This is a genomic window from Microcoleus sp. LEGE 07076, assembly GCF_015207455.1.
Lineage (GTDB): Bacteria > Cyanobacteriota > Cyanobacteriia > Cyanobacteriales > Microcoleaceae > Microcoleus.
Window position 1 is genome coordinate 49736 of record NZ_JADEWV010000007.1, and the last position, 13526, is coordinate 63261.

Consider the following 13526-nt stretch of genomic DNA (forward strand, 5'->3'; position numbering starts at 1 on the left):
CTTCTCAGCTTTTGGAAGAACTAATAGCGAGTGCCACATCCTCACGAGTTGCTCCCAGCGCTAGCATTGTCCTTACCATCAAATCAAGAGAAACAGACGGATCGCCAGCTTCTATTTTAGCTACCCGTGACTGACTAGATTTAATTTTCTTAGCCAAACTTTCTTGAGAAAGATTTTGACTAATACGAAGCTGCTTCAAGCGTTTAATTAGAGACAGCTTCATATCAATAAAAGCAATTTCTTCTGCTGAAAGTTCTAGAAAGTCTGCGGCATCTCCCACTCGCCAACCTGCTGCTTCTAAACGTTGACGTTTAATGGCATCCATTGTAAATATTACCTCTTTTTTAAATTATATGAATTGCACAGAGCAAGGATTGTGAATGGTGAATTGTGTCTCAATTTGTAAGGTGGGCAATGCCCACCCTAAGGGAAGTCATGAAATAACTAGGTTTCTCCTGAGCTTCGATCGTACAATCTCAGTCGTTTTTGACTGTTTTCGATGGCGCGCTTAGGCGTTTTCTGGGTAGTTTTTTGAAACACCTCTGCAATGACAATAGCATCTGAGTCAATCCGGTAAATAATTCGCCACTGTTTACCGGCTTCACTATCATCGATCCGCAATTCGTGGCAGTGAGGGCTGATGCTTGGCATAGGTCGAGAGACAGGCATGGCTAAAATTTCTCCATTTTGTAACATCCTTAATAAAATCCCTGCCTCAATTCGCGCTGAGGCGGAAAAAGGGGGAGTTTTTACGGAGCCTCTGATGAGCCAAACAACATCTTTGTTCTCGCCTTGGGATTCCATAAATTAAGTAGTTTAGTCATAAAGTTTACAAATATGTCGTATCTGACATAATTATAGCGCAAGATAACTAAAAGTGGTAGAAGAGACTAAAGATTGCCGAATTTCCTCTCAATTGGTAAGGTACGCATTGCCAGCCCTGTCAAGGTGCGATCCTCTTCGAGGGCTGCGCTAACGACTGATTTGCGTCATTCTAGGCGGTGGCGATCGGCAATAAACCAGGTTTATTACCGATCGCCTTTTAAAAGAATCAGATTTAACGATCGCCCGCTACCCAATTTCAAGCGTTTGAGGGATTTCTTCACAACCTTAACAGGGCTGGCCTTGCCCACCCGTACAAATCAATACTTCCTTTCCTGCGGCTCAAACATGGTAATCGCCACCGGCATATAAGCCAAATCAATCCCCGCCGGCGAATAATAGGCGAGGGTATGTTTCAAGAAATTGCCGTCATCGCGATCGGTAAAATCTTCCCGCGAATGAGCTCCCCGACTTTCCTGCCGATTCAAAGCCGAAGTTAAAATCATTTTCCCGACAACGATTAAACTCCGCAATTCCAAAGCTTCCACAATTTCCGTATTCCACAGCTTGCCTTTATCGTCTAAGTAAACATCCTCATATTGTCGCTCCAATTCCTCCAATTTCGTTAAACCTTCTTGCATCGATTCGGCGCTGCGAAATACCCCACAATACTCAGTCATCGTATCTTGATACTGCTGCCGAATTTGATTGATTCGGTATTTTCCGGGACGTTCTAACAGTGCCTGAATTTGCTCGCTGGCTTCCTTGATATAACGCTGTTCATCCACAGATGGTAACTTGCGATTTTGTACGAATTGTGCTATGGTTGCGCCAGTAACTTTGCCGTAAACGACGCATTCTAAAAGGGAATTGCTGCCCAAACGATTTGCGCCGTGAACCGACACGCAAGCTGCTTCGCCGGCTGCAAAGAAACCGTCCACTAAACCCTCAGCACTGCTGCGAACTTGTCCGCTCACATTTGTAGGAATTCCGCCCATTGAATAGTGAACTGTCGGGCGGACGGGCATCGGCTGATTTACTGCATCTATTCCTAGCAAGCGGTGGGCTTCTTCCCAAGCGAAAGGTATTTTGCTCATGATTTTTTCGCGTCCCATGTGCCGCAAATCCATGTAAATAAATGGGCCGCCGGCACTACCGTCAATGTTGATTCCTCGGCCTGCACGAATTTCTAGAGATATTGCCCTGGATGTAATATCCCTGGGCGCTAATTCCATCCGCGACGGGGCATAATTGGCCATAAATCGATCGCCCTCGGAATTGATCAAATAAGCGCCTTCGCCCCGCACAGCCTCCGAAATCAACACTCCCACGGGATACAAACCCGTCGGGTGAAACTGCACAAATTCCATATCTTCCAGCGGCAGTCCCGCCATAGCAGTCATCGCCAAACCGTCTCCAGTCGAGGCGTAATCGTTCGAGGTCGTGTTGTAAACCCGGCCGTAACCCCCCGTAGCAAACATCACCGCCTTAGCGCGCACGACGGCAATTTCGCCGTCTATTAGGTTAAACATAACTACGCCCTTGGCTTGGCCTGATTCCAAAATCAGGCGGGTGACGTACCATTCCTGATAGATGTGAACTCCGTTACGGCGGAGGTTGTTGACTAATTCGTGGAGGATGGCGTGACCGGTTTTGTCGGCGGCGTAACAGGTGCGGTTGTGGGAATGTCCGCCGAAAGCGCGCTGGGCAATTCTGCCGTCTTCTAGGCGGGAAAAGAGGACTCCCATGTGTTCTAAATCGATGACTACACCGGGTGCTTCGCGGGTGAGAATTTCTACTGCGTCTTGGTCGGCTAAATAGTCTGAACCTTTTACTGTGTCGAAGGCGTGGGCTTTCCAACTGTCTTCGGGATCGACATTTTGCAGGCTGGATGCCATGCCGCCTTGGGCTGCGACGGAGTGCGATCGAATCGGGTGAGTTTTGGCAACAACTGCTACGTTTAAGCTGGGGTTAGTCCGGGCAATTTCTACAGCGGCGCGGCAACCTGCTAAACCGCCGCCTACAATGATTACGTCGTGTTCTAGCATTGTTGGAATAATTTTGAGTGTTCTCCTCAAGTTATCGTGACGCAAAAAAAACTTCCTATCCAAAGATCGGGAAGTTTTTTAACTTTTGATTTGAATTGAACATCAAAAGTTAAAATTTTAAGTTCGACTAGCCGACGGTTTCGACAGGCTGCTGATTGGATTGATTTCCCGTTGCAGAAGGTTGCTCTTCGGTGGCGGGGTCTACCGAAAGCACTTGAATGTTATTTAGCAGAGTTGTCACGAAAGCAAACAGCAAGAAGGGTAGAGACAGCACTAAAATCAAGCCGACGGTAGCCAAGGCGTAGATTTGACGGGCGCTGCTCCAGAGGGCGAGTGCCGACGCTAGACTCAGGAAGATGACTATCAGCCAAACAATGATTTGACCGTAAATGTCGCCAAAGGTGAGGGTACATTTAAGGCGATAGTTTTGGATGTTACTCATTTGATGCCTCGGGAGATTGCTATTACGACTGTCCAAAAATACTTTGACAGTCTGTCAATACTGACTGTAAATTCCTAATTTTAGAGCCTACCAGTAGGTTTTGGGGCAGTTTTAAACATTTTTATAGAAGTTTGCAACAACACTTTATGAATTTTTGTTTCAGATTGGGAAATTTTGCCCCAACAAGACTTATCTCAGAAAGAGCTCCGGCTACGGAGGCATTCGGCATTGGGAGTGAAAAAATATTTTTTGTCCTGGCTGATTGGGTTTACAGCCCTTAAATAGATTTATGAAAGCCAAAAAAGAGACGTATAGCAATTCTGGGCAACATGAGGTATGAGCGACGAGTGGGAAAAGGTAATTAGTATTTAGTAATTAGTAATGACCCGATCGCTCAGGGTGCCATTACCGATTAGGGCGATCGCTCAGGGTGCCATTACCGATTAGGGCGATCGGGTGTACCTCATTGAACCGAGACTCGGCTATATGTAGATCCGCGCTGGCCATCAAATACGCTGTCAAATGTTAAATCCCCTAAATTTATACCAATTCTCAAAAACTCTGCAAAAGTTTTTGTAGGGTTCCCCTCCCTCTGATCCATGCTATAGGAATCCTAAATGATTTGAAAAATAACACGCAAGCAAGATGCTTACACTACAAAGATTCTGGTCTCGATCTATTTTGCGGCTGATGCGAGGACTGCTACATAATAGACCTCTTGCAAAAATCCTTTTCATCAATTGATCGGACGGGTTCTCCGGCCCATCCCACAAGAAAAGATAATTCTTGTGGGATGGGCCGGAGAGCCCCCGTCCTAATTATTTTTGCAAGAGGTCTAATATCATTTCCGGTTATACCGTCAGGTGATGTTGACTGTTGAGGGCCCGCACTCACAGACACCGCCGCTACTGACTGTTGAGTGTTGATGGTTTGAACAATACCGATACAACCGAAAACGATATGATATCAATTCCTGTTGCACCGTCAGATGATTTTGACGGTGCAACAGTTTCTAATTGGGGTTATCTACTTACAAAACTTCTAAGACTTCTGACTTGTGAAATCTTACCTTTGCCAGTGAAGCATACTTATCTGCTTCAGAGCGATAGCCAGCGGCACAGGCAACGACGGTAGTAAAGCCTTTTTCAGGTAGCCCTAACAAATTGTCGTATTTGACAGGTTCGATTCCTTCCATTGGGCAGGTGTCTACACCGAGTAATGCAGCACTGGTCATAAAGTTACCTAGTGCGATGTAAGTTTGGCGCGTTGCCCAGTCATTGACATTAAAGCTGCGCGTACCGTGAACGACATCATTGACTATCAGGTTTCGATAGCCTGAGAGAGCATCGACAGTTCCTCCCCGGATCTCAGCAGTGCGGGCGATAAAACGATCGACATGCTCGGCAGTTAGATTCTTTTCGATCGTAAATACGACATAGTGAGAACAATCCGTCACCTGTGACTGATTCCAGGAGAAGGGTTTGAGCTGCTCTTTGAGTTCCGGACTGGTAACAATTAAGAATTTCCAAGGTTGAAGCCCATAGGAAGATGGCGTTAACACTAAGGTATCTTCTAAAGCTGTCCAGATTTCTGGATCAATTGTTTTGGATGGGTCGAACTGTTTGGTGGCATAACGCCATTTGAGATGTTCGAGTAAGTCTGTTGTAGTCAGGTGATTCATAGTCAAGAAATTAGATTGTCTAGTGAACAGTTTCGATTGTGATGGGTCTGAGATTTGGTGCTTGAAACGATCGGCGGGTACTTTGAACTTAGGTTTTTGTGCAGGCGATTCCTGTTCGTTAATCTATTGATTCGGTCGTTGCAGCAAATAGCGCGTCAAGGATATCGTAGCGTGTCAAGGATATCGAGGTGGCCGTTCACAGCTTCAACATCTGGGGTCAGCGACATCCTTGGCGCGTCTCTCTCATCTTATAGAACGCATTCGAGCTCTTTTTAGCGATCGCGAGCCACAGTTTATCTGTAGCAGGACTTTAGGAAATTGGTTTTGTAGAGTGCAAGTATACTTTTTGGCTGAGTCTCGATTTGGTAAAGTAATGTTAAGCTGCATGGGGGTACAATCAACCTCTATAGCGTCGCACCTGTCTTTTCGCCCATGTCTTCCGATCGCACATTGCTGATTTCGCGCTGTTTCCTGGCCACTTTGGGGACGCAGATGTTTTTGCACCACCAGCACCGGATGCCCCGAGAGAGTCCGGTGCTGGTGGTGAGCAATCACCGCAGTTTTTTAGATCCTATAGTGCTGACGGCGGCTTTGGGTGGATCGATCCGCTTTGCTTGTCATCACTACATGGGTCAAGTTCCGGTGATTCGGGAAGTTGTCACGACTTTTGGGGCTTTTCCCTTGGAAGCACCGGAACACCGACAGCAGCATTTTTTTTCTCAAGCGACAGGTTTGCTGCAAACTGGGGAGATGGTGGGGGTGTTTCCCGAGGGTGCAGAACCGATGGTGAAAGTTACTCAACCGAATGTTGTGGGGAAGTTTCAGCGGGGATTTGCTCATTTGGCTTTGCGGGCTCCGGTGCGGGATTTGGCGGTGTTGCCGGTGGCGATTGGTTCGATCGAGGAAAAGTCGGTGCGATCTGGCGTACCGCTGAAGTTGTTGAGTTTGTTCGATCCTTCCGAACCGCTGTTCGATCGTGGTGGGTGGCATCCTGTGATAGTTTATCAGCGAGTTAATGTTTTAATCGGTCGCCCTTACTGGATTACTGTCGATCGACAGCAGCAATATCGAGGCAAAAAAGCCAAAGCTGTTGTTGCTGAACTGACAGAGCACTGTCAGGGGGAGATTGCACAATTGCTCCAACGAGGGTGTTTGTAAGTTGGTTGACTGTTGACTGTTGGCCGAACTCATATTTCCAATTCTTCAATTCTTCAATTCTTCAATTCTTCAATCGATTGACTTGAATCATGCCAAATGCTAGTAACAAGGTTCGTTTTCTAACCCCCAAACCGCCGATCGCCGATCGCCCTTTATTTATATTTCTGCCCGGTATGGATGGTAGCGGTTTGCTGCTGCGGCCGCAAATTTCTAAATTGGCAAATCATTTCGACATTCGCTGCTTAAGTTTACCTGCTGACGATATGCCTAGTTGGGAGGTACTTGTCAGCGAAACAATTGCTTTAATTGAAGCTCAAAAGCAAGCTGGAAAGCAGCAGGTTTATCTGTGCGGGGAGTCATTTGGGGGCTGTTTAGCAATGAAAATTGTTTTAGAAGCTCCGCAATTGTGCGATCGACTAATTTTAGTGAATCCTGCTTCTTCATTCCGACAGCAGCCTTGGGTGCAGTGGGGTTCGCATCTAACTCAGTGGCTGCCGGCGAACCTTTATCCGCTGTCGGTAATTGGTTTGTTGCCGATATTAGCATCTTTAGGAAAGATTGGGCGCGATGACCGCCGCGCTTTGCTAGAAGCGATGCAAGCGGTACCCCAACACACGTCTGTGTGGAGATTGGCGTTAGTGCGATCGTTTGATGTTGATGAAAATCAGTTGCGCGGCATCCAACAGCAGACGTTAGTAATTGCTAGCGGTGCCGATCGGCTGCTACCTTCTCTAGCAGAAGCGAAGCTTTTAGTCAAAGTAATTCCTAATGCTGAAATGGTGATGCTTGCTAAAAGCGGTCATGCTTGTTTGTTAGAAACAGATGTTGACATTTACGCGATTATGCAAGCTCGCAATTTTTTGACAGATCAATCATTAGTCAGTAGTCAGTAGTCAGTTGTTAGTTGTTAGTTGTTAGTTGTTAGTTGGTAGGGGCGGTGCCAAGAGTACCCCGTTCCCGCCCTCTTACAGCATATTCCATGTATATGTGGTACACACCGCGGGCGAGATCCGTGTCAGGTGCGGATCCCTCCGTAAAGGAGCAAGTTATATCCAATATCTAGCAGATCCGCACCCGGAGGATTAATGTCACACAGTTAAGGCGGATACTGTACTTCATAAACCTGGAATATGCTGTAGTAGTCAGTAGTTAGTTGTCATTTCTCACTTATGGGTCACTAGAAGCAAAATTACAGATTGAGCGATCGATAAAGTTCGTATCCAAACTAACCAGACCGTCACTCAAAAGTGCCTGGAGACAAGCAACTAACAACTAACAACTAACAACTGACTACTGACTACTGACTACTGACTAATTAAGATCCAGCCATTTTTGAGCGTTAAGCCGCTGGACGACTCCAAACACCATGAGGTCGAGAGTAATCTTGCGCTCGTCTATCAAAAAAGGCTCTAAAGTGCTGGTGTTGGTATTATTTTCAGCACAGGAAAACGCCCTTTGACTTTGAATATTTTCTTGAGGAAAATACAGGTTAAATTGGCGCTGACCTTCTTGGAATTTACCAATTACTTGCCAGCAATCTCCAGCGGAACTCATGCCAGCAATGGGGAGTTTTTGCTTGGCAAAACGCACCTCTAAATCCTGAACGCCCTGCTTAGTCAAAGCAGTTTGCAAGGCGGGCAAATAATCTTGTTGAATAAATTCCGCAAAAGGCTTGTCTTCAACAGCAGGTGCTTTTTCTTTTTTAGCTTTAGCTGGGGGCTTTTCGCCGTCAGCTTGGGCTGCGGGCTTTTTAGTTTTAGCTGGGGGCTTGTCGGTTGTCTCGGGTGCGTCGGAACTCGGGGCGTTCTCGATCGAAGCACTGGGACTTTCTGATTCGCCAGCGGTAGGATTTTGCGATTCTTCTGGCATTAACGGTTCCTCGTAAAAACGATCGGTAAGAGTTGTGAGTTGAGTTCCGGGCGATTGATCGAGTCGATCGCACACACATTTTATCGAAAACCCAGCTTAAAGAATTGCGAGTCAAAAAAATTTGCACTCAAAACACTTGCAGGTGCGCCAAATCATAACTCCCGTGCTGATGCTAAATCTCAGCGACAGCTCGTTCAATCAAACGGCGGGCCAAAGTTTGAACGCCTGTGTGTTCGTAGTAATTGGTAGTCACGTCGAGGAATGCCCCCACATAGTCCACCTTGTCAGCAGAAAATTCCACAACATTTTGTAAGTTGCCGAGTACGTTTTGGGGAGTCAAACCTCGATCGCTGACAAAAGAACCCATCCAGCCAGAAACTGAGCTAAAGCTTTCCCCAATAAAGCCTAACTTGCCTCCTGGGCTTTCACCAGGAATGCTATCTTTGATTGCATTAAACGATTGATTCTCTTGCAAATCGCTTGGGGAAAGCTTCTGAATCCAAGACTGAGTTGCCAGGATAAAGTCTGGGCCCAGGGGAATCAAACCATCAAAGCAAACCAAAGCCGCCATCCGCATCAGTGATTCGCCGCCGTAGTCGGCCAAAGCACCAGCAAAATCGCCGATGCTGTCGCCGGGAATGCCGTTGATTTGGCAAAAAGCTAGTAACTCAACGACTAATTTCAAAGAAAGGTCGATCGTTTGAAGCTTTTCCGGCTTAGGGGTGAGATTGCCGAGGAAGCCCAACAACGGCACTTTTTCCGAGACTTTGTTCGCCAGAGCAGCAGCACCTAGAGCCTTGTCGCTATTGTCGATCGTTTGGTACAGCCAGAGAGCGCGCTGATAGCCTTCAGACTTATCGTTGTAGAGATAGATAGCCCGATCGCCAATTTGCTGGATCATTTCTTCATCTGTTTCGCCAGTAACGGTGCGAATGGTATTTTCAAAACCAATTAAATTGTTCCACTCACCGGGTACAACAAAGTCAAGGGCTCTGAGAGCTTTGACAGTCAAGTTGTCCTTAGGCAGTTGATCGACTAATTCAAAGATGGAATTGCTCACAACAGGCTCCTTGTAGTTTAACGGGGATTAAAAGTATCGCCAGACACTTTCAGAAAATCTCACAAATTCAGGGAAACAGACTTTGTGGAAACAGCGCCAGACTAGAGTCAGGCGCGGGCTTTTACAGATATCTCGTCGCTATTTGACACTAGCGAGGCCGCCGAGGTTAAATTTTGACAGCCAAGCTTCGCGATCGCTAGCACTAAAAGAGGGATCGCGGGATTGAACTTTCACCTGATAGCGATTTGCCACCAAAACAGCAGTGATATTAGCGCCCTGACTAACGGCGGGATAGCCGCCAATTTTCTTGGTACTTTGCTTAAATTTTGCCCCAGCCGAGGGGTTGCCGGCGATGTCGTTGATTGACAGCATCGCCACATTTTTACCGCCTTTGTTCAACTTAGCTTCAGCAAAACCGGATTTTTCTTGAGCGAAGACGCGATCGAATCCGCCGCCAGATGAGGGGAAATATTTATTTAATTTGCCACCTGCGACGGCCTTTTTGGGCAGGTTTTGATTTTGAGCCGTTGATTTATCAGCCTTTGTCTGCTTTGCGCTACCAGGTTTTTGGGTACTTTCCTGCTGGGCTTGATCCCAGCGAGAGGGCGCCTGAGTCTGACCGCAGGAAGTCACGAGCAGAAGTACCGAGATCAGGAATGGAGCTAAGATTCGGCGTGCGGGGGGAAATTGCATCGCTCTCTCCTCATGAATAGGTTTCCATAACAATTGTGGCTCATAATTTGGCAATTTGTCTTCCTCAAAAAGCTAATTTGTGTTGTTTGTAAAAAAAACCTCTGCCCGCAGACAGAGGATTTTTTGGCAATTGCGAGTTTTCACCGAACAAAACAGAAAGATTGCTCCACAGATAAATTCTGGGGATTGGGCAAACAAACTAAGTTAGTCCTGGACGCACGGGCGGTCATCACCTTGTTTTTTTACGAAAATACGGCTGTTGCAGTCTACAGTAACGATAAAAAACTCAGGTTTAAGGGGCTTAATGCGTCCAGGACTTTAAGTTTTTCGATCGACAGCAATCTCAAAACAATTTGCTAATTTTCCCGAAATTTATCTAGAGGTTTCAGAGCAATTTGCGGTCACTGGTGCTGTTTGGGCCTTCTAACTGAGGTGTTGCTCGATCGGGCAAGGCTCAGGCGTCGCTTTCAATGTAGATAAACAACAAACCCATTACCACAACTGGCATCAGCCAGGTAATTAGCGGAATCAAAATCCAAGGCAAGAAAGAGGCAGCGTAGGTACCTGTCATGTGAAATTCTCCAAACTAAAGTTAGTGTGTTCCAACAGGGATATTGAGGAGTGAAGTTTAGTTGTTGACTAAACCGCGGAAAATGGCATCAACGCCCTTAAAGTTTTCCAGTAAGAAGTAGGCAGCAAAGACACCGCTCATGCCGCCAATGAAGAAACCAGCGGTCAACTGACTCCATCCTTCAGCATTTCTGAGGGAATCGGGAGTCATGGGATTAGCACTGGGGTAGCTGGTGTTGTCTTGCTTGAAAGAGACCAAACCGTAAGCAGACATACCTAGTGTGCCTAGTAGAACTATGACGAGGGCTGTAATTAGTCCGCCAAGATTAGCTGCTTCAGGATAATCCCGCAGGGGCCCCAAGACGATTTCCGGGCCGACGAGAAAATAGCCGTGTGCCAAACCGATTTCTAGACCTCGAACTAGGGGCGAGAGTCCTTTGCGGTAGGCCGGCAAGTTCCCGATGAATGCTTTGGTGAAATCAGAAGCACTGATGGGAGTTGCTAGATGACCCGTGAAGGGGTCGCCGTTAAAGGGTTTAATAAGCTCTGCATCTCTGGGATCGGCCATATTCTCTTTTTCCTCGCTGTGCGTAAATTTTGAGGCGTTCAAGTCATATTTTACGCAGGGACGTGTTTCCTATTTGCATAATTGGCACGGAGCTTTAGAAAAGTTCACTATTCTTTAGTTTTCGGAAGAATTTTTCTTTTGTCCTCTATACCAGAAAGCGAGTCGATCGGGCGACACTCCCAAAAAATAAGCAATAATTACTATTTGATTGATAGCAGTGGTTTTGAGTACCCCAAGCTGCTGCCAGCGGCGGTCGGAGGTCAGCACTGGCTGGGGCAATATGACGATGTGGCCTTGTTTTTTCAATCGGCGCACGAATTCAAAGTCTTCCATTAGGGGTAAGTCGGGAAAACCGCCGATTTTTTCAAAAGTAGCTGAATAGAGGAAAATGGCTTGATCGCCGTAGGGCATTTGGAGAAAGTTCGATCGACAGTTTACCCCTGTTTCTACCAGTCGCAGACACAGCCTGCGGGCGTCAATCTTGAGTTCAAACGCTCCCCCGACAGTGTGGGGTTTTGCTAGTGCTCGGCGCGCGCCAGAGTCGTAGCCACGAGGCAAAAGAGTGTCGGCGTGGAGAAACAGCAGGATATCTCCAGTAGCCGAGGCGGCACCTGCATTCATTTGGGTAGCGCGGCCAGGGGCAGTAGAGATAACTCGCACGCCCAAAGATTGGGCTAGAGATGCGGTTCCATCGCTGCTGCCGCCGTCGGCGACAATGATTTCAACATTTTTAGCATTTCGGGCGGTGGAGATGACTGGGGCGATCGTAGGTGCTTCGTTTAAGGCTGGAATAATAATCGAAATTTTGAGATTCGGATTTTCTGATAGCATACAGCATCAAGCAGCCCGCGAGAGAGATGGCGGGTTTTGTACAAAACTTATAGCAATCCTAAATGATTCACAAAGTTTGTAGGGGTAAGCTGTGGAGCATTTAAACCACTAACGAGGCCTGTAGGGTGCCACGGCTCGTAGGCGTAAGCCGGGGCGAAGCCATCGCTTACTAGGCAAGGGAAACGCTGCGGGCCGTGGCACCCTACAATACTATTTTAAATGCTCCACAGCTTAGTGCCCCCGTGCCTACCCTCGACCGGGGCTGTTATTTCACAGCTTCCGACAGTTTTAGGTTTTAGGCATGGAGTACAGAAACCGGGTTTCTACGAGTTTTGGGTTGAGTTGCCAAATATAGCAACAAACCGGGTTTCTACTTGAGGGACGAGTTGCAGTCGATGCTAAATTTTGGCTTTTTGTCGCGCTTGCGACTATTGTCGCAAGCGCTGTCTAACCGCTGCATTCGGTCAGACAAATACACTTACTATATTATGACCTTATGGTTTCACAATCAAGTGTTTTTAATTAATTAAATATGATAATTACTAATGAATTACCTCGCCTCAATATAGTTTAGTTATTTCAACATCTTCATATCTAAACCGAGCAAATCCTCGGGTAAATCGATATCTGCCAGAGTAGGAAGAGTGGCAATTTTCAGAGCGAGGTTTTTGGCGATCGCCCGCGTAGAAGCAAATACGTCATCAGTTCCCCAGTTAATGCCGCCAAACAATTCCGGTACCGATCGCCGCAGCCCGATCAGATAATAACCTCCGTCTTTTGCCGGGCCCAAAACTAAATCGTGCTGGCTGAGTTTGTCAAAAGCTTGTGCCATGATTTCTGGTTTCAGATCGGGACAATCAGTGCCGATAATTACAGTTTTTTCAACCCCTGAATCAAAAGATTTTTGAAACGCAAAGACCATTCTGGCACCCAAATCGCCGTCGATTTGATTTTGATAAATAACATCTGTTCCCAACCAGTCTTGCATCAGTTGTTGGGTGCCGCCTGTGTGGTGAATTTCAACTGATAATCGGCGGTTTTGTTGGAGAGAGAGTGTGCGGGCGATCGTCCTTTGGGCCATCAAGCGGTGAAGATTGGCAGCACCTTGTTTGCCCAACACTGGAATTAATCGAGTTTTGGTTTTTCCCGGTTCGGGATAACGCGTGAAAACAATCACTTTTTCTGAAATCATATTATTTTTCTGCTTGGATCTTTTTGATTTGAAATGAGACTTATTGCATAAATATTCTAGCGTTTAACCGCATATTTAAGGTAGATGTTTTACCGATTTTATTTGGGCAACAGACAATTTTGTAAAAATAAAATCTCGCGTTTCTGATTAACGTGAGGTGCTCTTCTTCGATCGGCGGACTCGCGGGCAATATGCTTGGGTTAGCGATCGAAAACAGATCCTATGCGTAGTATGCGTAGGTTGGGCCCGTGGAACGAATCCTCCGCAACGCGCTTGCCCAACAGAATAGACTTCTTGCAAAAATAGTTAGGACGGGCTCGGAAAGTGCCCATCCCACAAAAATCTTTTTTTCTTGTGGGATGGACTTTGAGCATCGTCCCAAAATTTGATTAAAATGACTGAGGCAATCTTGTCTAATAGCTAAAATTTTCTTAACCCAAGCGTATTGGGCGATCGGGCGTGAGGCATGGATCTTGTGGGCACTCGACGACGAGTGCGTACTTCACAACGCTTGAGAAGCGCTATATAAGTAATGCACAATTTATCCACCGATTGCCGATCGCTCTTGGTGGGTTGAGCGCGGTTTAATATC

14 protein-coding genes are annotated in these 13526 nt (G+C 46.6%); 2 read left to right on the forward strand and 12 right to left on the reverse strand.

All coding sequences use genetic code 11. The annotated features are described in order from the left end of the window. Nucleotides 1-4: 4 nt before the first annotated feature. The 5 genes from IQ270_RS02250 to IQ270_RS02270 form a co-directional block, all read right to left on the reverse strand. Nucleotides 5-325: a helix-turn-helix transcriptional regulator gene (locus IQ270_RS02250; RefSeq protein WP_193971554.1), complete on the reverse strand. Its 321-nt coding sequence runs from the start codon at nucleotides 323-325 to the stop codon at nucleotides 5-7. Nucleotides 326-444: 119 nt separating this feature from the next. Continuing rightward, nucleotides 445-804: a type II toxin-antitoxin system RelE/ParE family toxin gene (locus tag IQ270_RS02255; protein WP_193971556.1), complete on the reverse strand. Its 360-nt coding sequence runs from the start codon at nucleotides 802-804 to the stop codon at nucleotides 445-447. Between the two features lie 338 nt (nucleotides 805-1142). Continuing rightward, the gene (locus IQ270_RS02260; RefSeq protein WP_193971558.1) at nucleotides 1143-2870 is read right to left on the reverse strand and encodes a succinate dehydrogenase/fumarate reductase flavoprotein subunit; all 1728 of its coding nucleotides are present in this window, start codon (nucleotides 2868-2870) and stop codon (nucleotides 1143-1145) included. A gap of 127 nt (nucleotides 2871-2997) precedes the next feature. Beyond that, on the reverse strand, nucleotides 2998-3312 hold the full coding sequence (locus IQ270_RS02265) for a hypothetical protein (RefSeq protein WP_193971560.1): 315 nt from the start codon (nucleotides 3310-3312) through the stop codon (nucleotides 2998-3000). 1030 nt (nucleotides 3313-4342) lie between these two features. Then, complete coding sequence (locus tag IQ270_RS02270; RefSeq protein ID WP_193971562.1) at nucleotides 4343-4993, reverse strand: NAD(P)H-dependent oxidoreductase; 651 nt, start codon at nucleotides 4991-4993, stop codon at nucleotides 4343-4345. Between the two features lie 432 nt (nucleotides 4994-5425). Here IQ270_RS02270 and IQ270_RS02275 point away from each other — a divergent pair, with 432 nt between their 5' ends. Both IQ270_RS02275 and IQ270_RS02280 read left to right on the forward strand, forming a co-directional pair. Next, nucleotides 5426-6151 carry a 1-acyl-sn-glycerol-3-phosphate acyltransferase gene (locus IQ270_RS02275; protein ID WP_193971564.1) on the forward strand — a complete coding sequence of 242 codons (726 nt, stop codon included), beginning with the start codon at nucleotides 5426-5428 and terminating at the stop codon, nucleotides 6149-6151. 89 nt (nucleotides 6152-6240) lie between these two features. Further along, nucleotides 6241-7044 carry an alpha/beta fold hydrolase gene (locus IQ270_RS02280; protein ID WP_193971566.1) on the forward strand — a complete coding sequence of 268 codons (804 nt, stop codon included), beginning with the start codon at nucleotides 6241-6243 and terminating at the stop codon, nucleotides 7042-7044. 418 nt (nucleotides 7045-7462) lie between these two features. On the opposite strand, the gene IQ270_RS02285 is transcribed toward IQ270_RS02280, so the two are convergent. The 7 genes from IQ270_RS02285 to IQ270_RS02315 form a co-directional block, all read right to left on the reverse strand. Then, nucleotides 7463-8020, reverse strand: a complete 558-nt coding sequence (locus IQ270_RS02285; RefSeq protein ID WP_193971568.1) for a DUF2996 domain-containing protein — start codon at nucleotides 8018-8020, stop codon at nucleotides 7463-7465. Nucleotides 8021-8192: 172 nt separating this feature from the next. After that, nucleotides 8193-9080 (reverse strand): hypothetical protein, encoded by an 888-nt coding sequence (locus tag IQ270_RS02290; protein ID WP_193971570.1) that lies wholly within the window; start codon nucleotides 9078-9080, stop codon nucleotides 8193-8195. A 138-nt stretch (nucleotides 9081-9218) separates the two neighbouring features. Continuing rightward, complete coding sequence (locus tag IQ270_RS02295; RefSeq protein WP_193971572.1) at nucleotides 9219-9773, reverse strand: hypothetical protein; 555 nt, start codon at nucleotides 9771-9773, stop codon at nucleotides 9219-9221. A 454-nt stretch (nucleotides 9774-10227) separates the two neighbouring features. After that, nucleotides 10228-10344, reverse strand: a complete 117-nt coding sequence (locus IQ270_RS02300; RefSeq protein WP_193971574.1) for a photosystem I reaction center subunit VIII — start codon at nucleotides 10342-10344, stop codon at nucleotides 10228-10230. A gap of 57 nt (nucleotides 10345-10401) precedes the next feature. Continuing rightward, on the reverse strand, nucleotides 10402-10911 hold the full coding sequence (locus IQ270_RS02305) for a photosystem I reaction center protein subunit XI (protein ID WP_193971576.1): 510 nt from the start codon (nucleotides 10909-10911) through the stop codon (nucleotides 10402-10404). Nucleotides 10912-11025: 114 nt separating this feature from the next. Then, on the reverse strand, nucleotides 11026-11742 hold the full coding sequence (locus IQ270_RS02310; RefSeq protein ID WP_193971578.1) for a TIGR04283 family arsenosugar biosynthesis glycosyltransferase: 717 nt from the start codon (nucleotides 11740-11742) through the stop codon (nucleotides 11026-11028). A gap of 574 nt (nucleotides 11743-12316) precedes the next feature. Then, nucleotides 12317-12934: a TIGR04282 family arsenosugar biosynthesis glycosyltransferase gene (locus IQ270_RS02315; RefSeq protein WP_193971580.1), complete on the reverse strand. Its 618-nt coding sequence runs from the start codon at nucleotides 12932-12934 to the stop codon at nucleotides 12317-12319. Nucleotides 12935-13526: the final 592 nt, after the last annotated feature.